At 49.6% G+C, this 10681-nt stretch carries 8 protein-coding genes; 3 read left to right on the top strand and 5 right to left on the bottom strand.

Annotated elements, in window-relative coordinates; translation table 11 throughout:
* Positions 1-306: 306 nt before the first annotated feature.
* Positions 307-2622 (top strand): catalase/peroxidase HPI, encoded by a 2316-nt coding sequence (gene katG, locus CWB98_RS06345; protein ID WP_138544081.1) that lies wholly within the window; start codon positions 307-309, stop codon positions 2620-2622.
* Between the two features lie 54 nt (positions 2623-2676).
* Here the strand turns inward: katG and CWB98_RS06340 are convergent, their stop codons facing one another.
* Both CWB98_RS06340 and CWB98_RS06335 read right to left on the bottom strand, forming a co-directional pair.
* Complete coding sequence (locus CWB98_RS06340) at positions 2677-3861, bottom strand: GTP-binding protein (RefSeq protein ID WP_138544080.1); 1185 nt, start codon at positions 3859-3861, stop codon at positions 2677-2679.
* 169 nt (positions 3862-4030) lie between these two features.
* A complete protein-coding gene (locus tag CWB98_RS06335) occupies positions 4031-5209 on the bottom strand; it encodes an MFS transporter (protein ID WP_138544079.1) in 1179 nt (392 codons plus the stop codon).
* Positions 5210-5348: 139 nt separating this feature from the next.
* Here CWB98_RS06335 and CWB98_RS06330 point away from each other — a divergent pair, with 139 nt between their 5' ends.
* A complete protein-coding gene (locus CWB98_RS06330) occupies positions 5349-6236 on the top strand; it encodes a LysR family transcriptional regulator (protein ID WP_138544078.1) in 888 nt (295 codons plus the stop codon).
* A gap of 16 nt (positions 6237-6252) precedes the next feature.
* On the opposite strand, the gene CWB98_RS06325 is transcribed toward CWB98_RS06330, so the two are convergent.
* The gene (locus tag CWB98_RS06325) at positions 6253-7881 is read right to left on the bottom strand and encodes a methyl-accepting chemotaxis protein (protein ID WP_138544077.1); all 1629 of its coding nucleotides are present in this window, start codon (positions 7879-7881) and stop codon (positions 6253-6255) included.
* 593 nt (positions 7882-8474) lie between these two features.
* On the opposite strand from CWB98_RS06325, the gene CWB98_RS06320 reads away from it, so the two are divergent.
* On the top strand, positions 8475-8861 hold the full coding sequence (locus CWB98_RS06320; protein WP_138544076.1) for a thiol-disulfide oxidoreductase DCC family protein: 387 nt from the start codon (positions 8475-8477) through the stop codon (positions 8859-8861).
* Between the two features lie 8 nt (positions 8862-8869).
* Here CWB98_RS06320 and CWB98_RS06315 read toward each other — a convergent pair whose 3' ends face one another.
* Both CWB98_RS06315 and CWB98_RS06310 read right to left on the bottom strand, forming a co-directional pair.
* Positions 8870-9733 (bottom strand): lipase secretion chaperone, encoded by an 864-nt coding sequence (locus CWB98_RS06315; RefSeq protein ID WP_138544075.1) that lies wholly within the window; start codon positions 9731-9733, stop codon positions 8870-8872.
* Entirely contained in the window at positions 9730-10647 is a 918-nt protein-coding gene (locus CWB98_RS06310) for an esterase/lipase family protein (protein ID WP_138544074.1), read from the bottom strand. The genes CWB98_RS06315 and CWB98_RS06310 overlap by 4 nt, the downstream gene beginning before the upstream one ends.
* Positions 10648-10681: the final 34 nt, after the last annotated feature.

Here is a 10681-nt window from a genome sequence, read left to right as displayed (position 1 = left end):
GGCAATTTTGTTTACGCTTAAATTCTCATTAAAAACTATAAAGAGTACAGACAAATCCCAACACAAAACTATTACACTTTATTACACGCAAATAAAAACTGAGACATCATCAGATAAAACCAACACTTTACGATGAGGCTGCTGAAATAGTGACCATGATTGATTTTTACGAATGCAGGCATCTATAAATTCTATTAACAATTTTGCAAACCTGTAACTATACTCGCTGAGAATTAAGTAGATGTACTGACGGCCAGGTAGGGTTTGGCTGGTCGGCAGGCGTTTCACAAAAATAAGGTAACCACTATGACCACAAAAATATTCAGAAAATCAGCCTTAGCCGCGCTGGTAAGTATAGCGGTAACAGGCCTCAGCGCCTGCGCCAGCAATGACGACCTGCAACAAGGCAGCCAGTCTAATGGCGAGATCAGCAAACCTAAAGGCGCTGTTGGGTCCGGCAATGTACCTATGGGCGTGGCCAAATCCAACCAGTTCTGGTGGCCGGATCAGCTTGACTTATCTCCTTTGCGCGACCACGACGGCCGCTCCAACCCACTGGGCGAAGACTTCGACTATGCCATGGCATTCAATCAGCTAGATATGGCGGCGCTGAAGCGAGATATGAATGCGCTGCTTACCACGTCACAAGACTGGTGGCCAGCTGACTGGGGCAACTATGGACCGCTGTTTATTCGCCTGGCCTGGCACAGCTCGGGGACCTATCGTACATTAGATGGTCGTGGTGGTGGTGATGGCGGTCAGATGCGCTTTGACCCGCTCAACAGCTGGCCTGACAACGGTAATCTGGACAAAGCCAAGCGCCTGTTGTGGCCGCTTAAGCAAAAATATGGGGCGCAAATTTCCTGGGGCGATTTGATGATTCTGGCCGGTACCGTTGGCCTGGAAAATATGGGCTTTAAAACTTATGGTTTCGCCGGTGGGCGCACAGACGACTGGGAGCCGGACTTAGTCTACTGGGGTCCTGAGGTTGAAATGCTGGCCAGTGATCGCGAAGAAAAAGACGGTAAATTACAGCGCCCGCTGGGTGCAACACACATGGGCTTAATCTACGTGAATCCGGAAGGCCCCAAAGGTAAGCCCGACCCAGTAGGCTCGGCCAAAAATATCCGCGTGGCGTTTGGTCGTATGGCCATGAATGACGAGGAAACCGTGGCGCTGATAGCCGGTGGTCACACCTTTGGTAAAATGCACGGCGCGCATAAAGCCAGTAAATGTGTGGGTAAAGAACCCGGTGGTGCAGCGATTGAAGAGCAAGGCCTTGGCTGGAAAAACAAATGTGGTAAAGGCCACTCAGAAGATACCGTTACCAGTGGTCTGGAAGGCGCATGGACTCAGGCACCGACCCGCTGGACTACGCTCTATCTGCAAAACCTGCTGAACTTTGAATGGCAGCAAACACGCAGCCCGGGTGGCGCCATTCAATGGATCCCAACCGATGAAGCGTTGCATACCTCAGTACCCGATGCGCATGTCAAAGGTAAGTTCAACTCACCGGTAATGACCACGGCCGATCTGGCGCTGAAGTATGACCCGGAATATCGTAAAATTGCCGAGCGCTTTTTGGCCAACCCGGAAGAATACCGCCTGGCCTTTGCCAAAGCCTGGTACAAACTCACACACCGCGACATGGGCCCGCGTGCCCGCTACCTGGGCAATACCGCGCCTGATGAAGCGTTAATCTGGCAAGATCCCGTCCCGGCGGTCGATCATGCTTTAATTAACGAAGCCGATGCCAAAGCCATTAAGCTGGATATTCTGAAAACCGGGGTCAGCGTACCGGCGCTTATTCGCACTGCCTGGGCGTCTGCTGCTAGCTTCCGTGCCTCGGATATGCGCGGTGGTGCCAACGGCGCCCGCATTATGCTGGCACCACAAAAAGACTGGCCAGTTAACAACCCGGATGAGCTATCGTCAGTTTTAAATCAGCTGCAAGCGGTACAGGCGCGCTTTAACCGCGCAGCCGGTGGCACTAAGCAAGTCTCTATGGCCGATGTAATTGTACTGGCGGGTGCCGCCGCAGTTGAACAGGCAGCTAAAAACGCCGGTATTACGGTGTCTGTGCCCTTTACACCAGGGCGCACCGACGCGACCCAGGCACAAACCGATGTGGAATCATTCGCGCTGCTAGAGCCAAAAGCGGATGCGTTCAGAAACTACTTTGACGTGAATGCCAGCTACCGCTCACCAACCGAAATGCTGGTTGATAAAGCCGATCAGCTTAACCTGACTGTGCCAGAAATGACGGTGCTGCTGGGTGGTTTACGTGTACTGGGTGCCAATGCCATGGACTCTCAGCACGGTGTATTTACCGATAAAGTGGGCACGCTCAGCAACGACTTTTTCGTCAATCTGCTGAGCATGTCTCATCAGTGGCAAAAAACCAGCCAAGCCGGTTTGTACGAAAGCATTGACCGCAGCACAGGCAAAAAGCGCTTCACGGCCACCAGTGTGGATTTGATCTTTGGCTCAAACTCAGAGCTGCGCGCCGTGGCCGAAGTCTATGCCTATGACAACGCCCAGCAAAAATTTGCAGAAGACTTTGTTAAAGCCTGGCATAAAGTGATGCAACTGGACCGCTTTGACTTGCGTCATCAATTGTAATCCCATCCTAAAAGTCAGCGCCTGCGATAGGCGCTGACTTTTTAGTTAAAACACTCAGTCAATGGGACAGGTTACACGCCCGACAGCGACAACCTGACCATACTGGCGGACCTCGAATTCTACACCCGCTTTTATCGCCATAGACTTACTCAGCCTGACGGTCCCGTTAAGCTTATCGCCCGGCGCCATCGTTTCAATGTCGCTGGTCCAGCTCACCGTACCTGCCACATCAAGGTAATGCAGTCTAAAGTCACCTTCAAATCCATTGTGCAAAGGCGTTTTACGTCCGCCCTCTTCACCGGTCAAACAATAAAGCAGCGCTTCGAAACGTTTACATGACTTCATCGTGCCCTTTGCGCAAAGCACCATGCCTGTTTCAATCTCATCGCGTGGGATCCCTTTGAGCACTATCATTGTGTGGTCTCCTGCACCCACACAGTCTTGTGGCTGAGATCCAATCTGTATTCTCGAACAAGTTGTCTGTCGTGAGTCTCTAATCCCAGCAAGTTCAACAGAATCTTTTACTCGTAAAGTACCCGACGTAATCCTGCCACAGGTATATGTGCCACGAAACTGAATCTCAAATACATCTTCGACAGGCATTAAGAAAGGCTGATCTTTAAAAAGAACGGGATCCAAAAAGTGACTATCCATTGCCCTGACTAAATCCCGTATCTTATCTTCCCAAACGGGGTCTCCTTCAAGCGCTTGCAATGCAGAACCATAGATCACAGGTGTCCTTTCACTATCAAACCAGTATCGATCAAGCTGCTCTCTCACGAGCGGCTCGATAAGACCGATGGGTTCTTTGCCCTGCGCAACGTCGCACTTATTAATAAACACAACGACTTGGCTTACACCACAGTCACGCAATAGCGTCAGGTATTCGCCACACGACTCAATAAGTTCAGGCTCCGGTGTGACCACTAGAATTGCCACATCGACCCTGGATATGCCACTGATCAGCCCCTTGGCTTGGTCCATCAAGCTAGGATAATCATATTGAACGCACACTCGCGCTGAGGATTCGTACTCTGCTTCCGAGCGGTAAAAGGTCACGCCTGAGCGGGCTTTGTGTTGTGGCGCATTATTTAATGCGGCAAAGTCTTGTGCTGATGCCATATGGTCTTTTTCCAGCACCTTCGTGATAGCAGCAGTTAAGGTCGTTTTACCGTGTCCTTTGGCACCTATCGTATCGACAAAGATAACTTGTTTAATAAATTCATCGTTGCTTGCCATACTATAACTTCCTGACTCATGTGATATTTAACCATCATTATGGGAAAGGATATATCTAAATATCAATAACATCGTATTACACCTAAAATTCTGATAGTTCACAGCAGGCATGATTAACGCTCAGTTAGGGCGGCTTAAATCACGCCTGACACTGTAAATACTTAGCGCACTAACAAGATGCCAGTCGGTGCACTCGCTTGTCCATAAGACCAGAGGCTCGTGTCAGCAACAATGCCAATATCACGATAGTGCCCCCAACCCAGGGCGTATCCTGTAATGACATTTCTTCAACGACGACCCCACCGACCACCGAGCCAATGGCAATCCCGATATTAAATGCCGCGATATTAAGCCCGGATGCAACATCCACCGCATTGGGGGTATGCTTCTCGGCCAACTGCACCACATAAACTTGCAAGCCTGGTACATTACCGAATGCAAATGCGCCCCACAACAATACGGTGAATACCGCACCAATTTGGCTGCCCGCCGTCCATGTGAACACAAACAACACCAGCGCCAACGCGCTAAAAATAATATACAGTGCTTTCACAGGACCCAGACGGTCAGCCAACCTGCCGCCCCAAATGTTCCCTACGGCAACGGAGACGCCATAAACCAGCATAATTAACCCAACTGAGCTGGCGGCAAATCCGGAAACCTGCTCCAAGATAGGGGCCAAGTAAGTGAAAGTCACAAACGTACCACCATAGCCGACAGCAGTCATGGCATACACCAGTAACAGACGTGGCTGAGTCAGTACTTTGAGCTGTTCGCTCAGCTTGGCAGGCTCTGCTTGTTTAAGGTTCCCGGGTAGCAAAAAAGCGCTGCCAAAAAATGCCACCAAACCGAGTAATGACACAATCAAAAAGGTTGCTCGCCAACCAAACTCCTGACCAATCCAGGTACCCAGTGGGACACCAGTGACCAGTGCAACAGTCAGGCCGGTAAACATAATGGCAATCGCACTGGCTTCTTTTTCCTTACTGACCAGACTGGTCGCTATGGTTGAGCCGATAGAGAAAAACACCCCATGTGCCAATCCAGTCAGGATCCGCGCAACAATCAATGAATCATAACCAGGCGCTTGCCAGGCCAGCAGATTGCCGCCAATAAACAAAGCCATTAGTGTTAACAGTACCTGTTTACGGCGCCATCGCCCGGTCAGCGCCGTCAGCACTGGTGCCCCGACAGCAACGCCAAGCGCATATAAACTCACCAGCAAACCCGCAGAGGGAAGTGAAACCCCTAAATCTTGAGCAATCGTGGGCACCAGCCCAACAATCACAAACTCAGTCGTCCCGATAGCAAATGCGCTTAAGGTCAGCGCAAACAAAGCCAAAGGCATAATGATCTCCTCACAATAATTAAGTGAAAAGAGTGTGCAGCATTCAATTACCAACAAAAACAACACAAATAACAAAACCATTTTGCATAAAATGTAATAATATTACTGAATACGACTTTGCTAATCGGTAGTGCAAGGCATGGATCTAAAGTCCAAAACACAAGACATTAAGAGTTTTATTACAGTCGCTGACTGTGGCAGCTTCACACAAGCCGCTATTTTGCTTAATACCCACCCTGCCAAAGTATCCCGCTCTGTAGCCAGGCTGGAGCAAACATTGGATGTCACGCTGTTTATTCGCAGTACACGTCGGGTGGAGCTCACCGAAGAAGGGCTGGTCTTTTTGAGCCACGCAAGAACCGGACTCAATGCTTTATCGCAGGGTGAGGAAGCACTTAATAGCCTAAAAGGTGCGCCTAAGGGTAAACTCAGGGTAGATGCTGCCAGCCCCTTTTTGTTCCATCAGGTTATCCCGCATGTGGAAGACTTTGCCAGAGCCTATCCCGGCATTACGCTGGAGCTCATCTCCAATGAAAACATTGTCGACCTGATTGAAAAGAAAACCGATGTGGCGATCCGTATTGGCAAACTAAACGACTCGAACTTGCATGCTAAAAGACTCGGAACCAGTACATTGCACCTGGTAGCCAGTCCCCGATACCTGGCAAAACATGGCCAGCCAGGCTGCGAGGCTGATTTAAATAAACACATACTGATTGGTTTTGCTGATGCACCCAGGCTCAACCAGTGGTGCTTACAAGAGCAAATGACCATAAAACCAGCTATCAGTGCCAGCAATGGAGAAGCAGTTCGTCAGCTGGCACTAAATGGCAATGGTATTGCACTGCTGTCACGCTTTATGATTCAGCAAGACATGAAAAATCAGCGGCTTGAAGAGGTGTTACCCGGCGCGATTATGAGCCCCAATCCACGCGAAGAGGTCAATGCAGTCTACTACAAGCACTCGACTGTTTCTCCACGGGTAGGGGCGTTTCTTGAGTTTTTTACCCAACGCTTCGCGCTGTGAACGCAAACCGCAAAGTCTATAACTTAAACTGCTCAACACTGGATTTAAGGCTGTGGGCCAGCTCACTGATATCATGACAGGCATGGGAGATTTGATTGGCTCCTTGTGTCATCTCAACACCGGCCACATTAATGTTCTCAATATTGCGATTGAGTTCCTCAGAGACCACAGACTGCTCATTACAAGCCGCCGCTATCTGCGTGCTCATGGCTGCAATGCTGTCGATCTCCTGTTCAATCTGGCTGATGGTTTGGCTAACCGTCTCGGTTTGCTCTACGCACACATCAATCCCGGTCTGACAGGTGCGTGTGGCTTCCCCCGTTTCTTTGGACTTTTGTTGCAAGTCACTGACAATTTCAACGATTTGTGTGGTTGATTCCTGAGTACGGCGTGCCAGTGAGCGTACTTCGTCGGCAACGACTGCAAAACCACGGCCCTGCGCACCGGCACGGGCGGCTTCAATGGCAGCATTCAGCGCTAGCAGGTTCGTTTGCTCAGCAATTTCACGGATCACGTCGACCACCACGTTGATATTCTGCGCGTTCTTTTCAAGGTTAACCGCCAGCTCGCCCGCGTGCGTTATGGTTTCAGCCACGGCTGAAATATGCGACATGCTACTTGCCAGTGCCGTACTGCCCTCACGCGATTTCATATGTGCCTGATTAGCAGACTCTGCGCCCATTTCGGTGCTTTGTGCCACCTCCGAAACGGCAGCCTGCATCTGGGTCATGGCAGAGGCAACCGACTGCAATTCGTTTTGCTGATTTTCCATGCCTTGGGCGTTTTGTGCTGAGATCATATTCACTTCTTCAACCGCAGAAGAGAGCAAGATAGCGCTGTCATTAATTTTCACAACAAGGCCGTTTAACTGCTGACGCATTTTTTCCAGTGACACCAGCAAAGAGCCCAGTTCGTTGCTGCCAGCCGAGTCAATATCAATACGGGTACTTAAATCGCCATTTGCAATGCTGCCGGCCAGGTTCATGGCTTCTTCCAGGGGGCGTCTGATGGCCCCGCTGAGCACAACACAGATCAGCGCAATCATCACAGCGCACACTAAAGTACAAATGATAATGGCCGTGATCACGGTTTTGACGGCGCCGATGGCTGATGACTCAGCATGTCCCACATTGTCACTGTTGATTTTCTCCAGCTCACTTAGCTCGTTCATGGCCTTGGCAAAAACGGGATAGCTGTTCAACACCGTCTCATTAGCACGGTTGACCTCACCACTGCGCACCAGCGCGTTAAAATCTGACGTAGCCGCCGCATATTTTCGCCAGGCAGACTCAAACGCCTCGAACTGGCGGCGCTCCTTTACGCTTACATTAAGCTGACTGTACAGCGCAATTTTACGATTTACCCCGGCGCGTAAGTCACTCAGAATGCTCAGCCACTCGCTCATTTCGGGGTGGTCCGGGTTCATGGTGGCACCAAACTCATCTTTACGAATGGTGGTGAGCTCTATCTTTAAATCCTTAACGATTTCTACCGAAGGAATACTGGTTTGTACGATTGAATCAAGATCATCGCTGATCCCTTTCAGTCCGTTATAAGTCAACAGACTCACTGCAAAGAAAACAAAAAATACCGAAAAAAAGCTCAAACCTATTTGTTTGGTAATGGATAAATCTTTTATTGCCATGCTCTTTGTAAAGCTCCCTAATTTAACAATAATTCAGGCGAATAAAAAACCGCCAGAGATACTAAAACCAAATATCTCTGGCGGTTGTTTTTAACCTGAAAAAAGAGTGCAAAATACCAGTGGTTTTATGTGTAAAAATGGCATAACCATGCAGCATATTTGTACACAATAAAGTCGCAGCCTAACGCCTGAATAGGGATTAGCCCGGGCATGTTTTTTACACAACGACTCATTAAGTAATCGAATATTATAATTAAAGGCAGCCGCTGATTGAACACCATAATTATTAATGGTTTGAGCTTATGTTATTGATTAGATGATGAAACAACACTCGTGACAGAGAAAAAACAAACCAAAAGATCACCTTTTATACACTTAGATCACAAAGGTGGGACAGAGTTACAATTAGCCTTTTAAAGAGGAGAATAGCTCAGCTCTTGTGTCTGCTGAGTTCGTTTTTTACCGACATACAATTCGACAGTTACACGGTCTTATGAAGAGGATAACACTCTGAAATAATATGCAGACATACGCCGGCAATGATCTTATTATTTTACTCGTGCGTATTGCGTTAAAAACAACCGGATAAGCGAATGAGCGAACTCACCATATTTTATGACGGCACCTGCCCTTTGTGCGTCAAGGAAATGACCGCGCTGACCAAGCGAGATAAAACCCAGCGCATTAAGACGGTCGATATTTTCAGCGAAGACTTTGCCCACTACCCCGGCATTGACCCGGAAAAGGCAAACACAGTTTTGCACGCGCTGGATGCCAACGGTAACCTGTTGCTGGGTCTGGATGTTACACATCAGGCGTGGCGGTTAGTGGGAATGGGCTGGTTGTACGCGCCACTGAGATGGCCTGTCATTAAACCCATCGCTGATAAGTTTTACTTACTGTTTGCCAAAAACCGCTATCGCATTTCTTACTGGCTGACTGGCAAGTCCCGTTGCGATAGCGGCGTGTGCCGCAAGTAAGCGCAGCGCTAATCATTACCCAATAGTACCGCCAGACGCTTTTGTTCATTTTCACTAAACAGTGTCTGCTCAAGCGCGGCTATCTTGGCCTGACTTGTCGACTCTGAACCCTGGGCGAGCAGCACTTCGCGCTGCTGCTTATAGTCCGCCACCCGCTGCGCCCAGTCAGTTTGTGCCTGCCTTGCTTGCATCAGGCGCTCTGCCGCTTCATCCCCATATCTGGCGCTGAGCTGGTTATAATCCATGGTTTGCCAGCTTTGTTTTAGTGTGATCAGGGTTTGCGTTGCCACTATGGTCTCACGCTCTTCTTGTGGAAGCTGGCTGATGTGTGCATCAATGAGGCCGCGCCGTGCCTGCTCGCTGAGCGATTGATCAGACAGAATTTGCCAGCGCTCCAGTGTCTGCGCATTCCAGCGGTTCTCCTCCTCAAACCAGGCAGCGACCACCTCATCGGAAAAGTACTGACCCTGAAGCGTTTGCAGTGCCTCAAAACGCTCGTGAACAGTAAGCGTGTTTTCTACTTCTGTTAGCGCTTGTTTGTAGTTCATATAATCATGCGCCAACGCTTGCAAACACAGTGGTAAACGATGCGTATAGTGCGCCCAGTTTTGCTCCAGTTGCTCGCTTTGCAAAGCTAAGATCCAGTCATCAAGCTGATGCTTATGGGCTTTGACGACTGCGCCGCAATGCGCAGCCTGTGCTGGCATCGCGGCATGAGGTTGCTGTTCAACCGTTTGTGGCGCCTCTGTCACCGGGCGTTCACTGGATACTGCGACGTGAGCCGTGCCGGTACTGGCTGGCTGCCCAGCCAGAGCCCAAAGCCAGGCACACAGCCCGATACAACTGAGTGAAAGCAGACGCCAGTGCCTCATAGATTCAGCCCTTTCAGACGACGAATATGCTGACGGTAAATCGTGAGCGGATCGGTCTCGAACAAATGGTGAATACCAATAGTCTGATTAACCTGATCCAGGTGATTCATCTTGAAGTCGTTGCCAATCACATAACCCAGGTTACTGGAGCAAGCCGAGACCAGGCCATCATTGGCTTCGTCAAATACGCCGGAGAAGAGCAAAAGAGCATTGTCGGCAGGGTCCAGCAAATTCGTCCAGGCACGGCTGCCACTCCACGAAAAATAATAGACGCCATTGTTGGCCAGCATATCGCCCTGACCACAATAGTTAGCAGGCATGCCTTCCGGATACTTTTGATTAAACGCAAGTGTGCCCTCTGTGGTCAGAGCCTCGAGTGCTTCAAGCGCATCTTTAGGGGCTGTAGGTTTACCCGATAATAAGTCAATTAGGCCAGCCAGACCATTGGCCAGTGACGCTAAAAACTGCTCCGAGAAAGACCCCTGATCGACTCCCCCACGAACCACATCAGCAAAACGGCTGCCCCAGTTTACGCCACCAATGCTGGTTACCGAGGCTACCCATTGAGGCTTTACTGACGCAACATAACGAATGGTTTGTGCGCCCTGACTATGGCCAATCAGGTTCACTTTGTCTTTACCTGTCAGGGCTCTGATCAGCGCCACCTGCTCAAGCAGTTGCTCACCTCGCAGCTCTGAATTATGTGCGGACGACACTTCAGCCACATAAACATTACCGCCTTCCTGGCGAATAACCGAGGGTACGCGGTAAAAATAATCCACCCCCAACAGATTGTCGAAGCCAAACAGGCCATGAACCAGTACCACAGGGTACTCAAGCTGATCACTGCTGTGCGCCGTATGCGCAAATAGTGACATGATACTTAATAGAAGGGTAAATGTTATTCTTTTCATTTATTTGCTCCAAAAGTTACAATTTAGCAACAAA

The sequence above is a fragment of the Pseudoalteromonas rubra genome, assembly GCF_005887115.1.
GTDB lineage: Bacteria > Pseudomonadota > Gammaproteobacteria > Enterobacterales > Alteromonadaceae > Pseudoalteromonas > Pseudoalteromonas rubra_F.
Note: the sequence above shows the minus strand (reverse complement) of the source record. Positions and strands in the feature narration are given on the sequence as shown.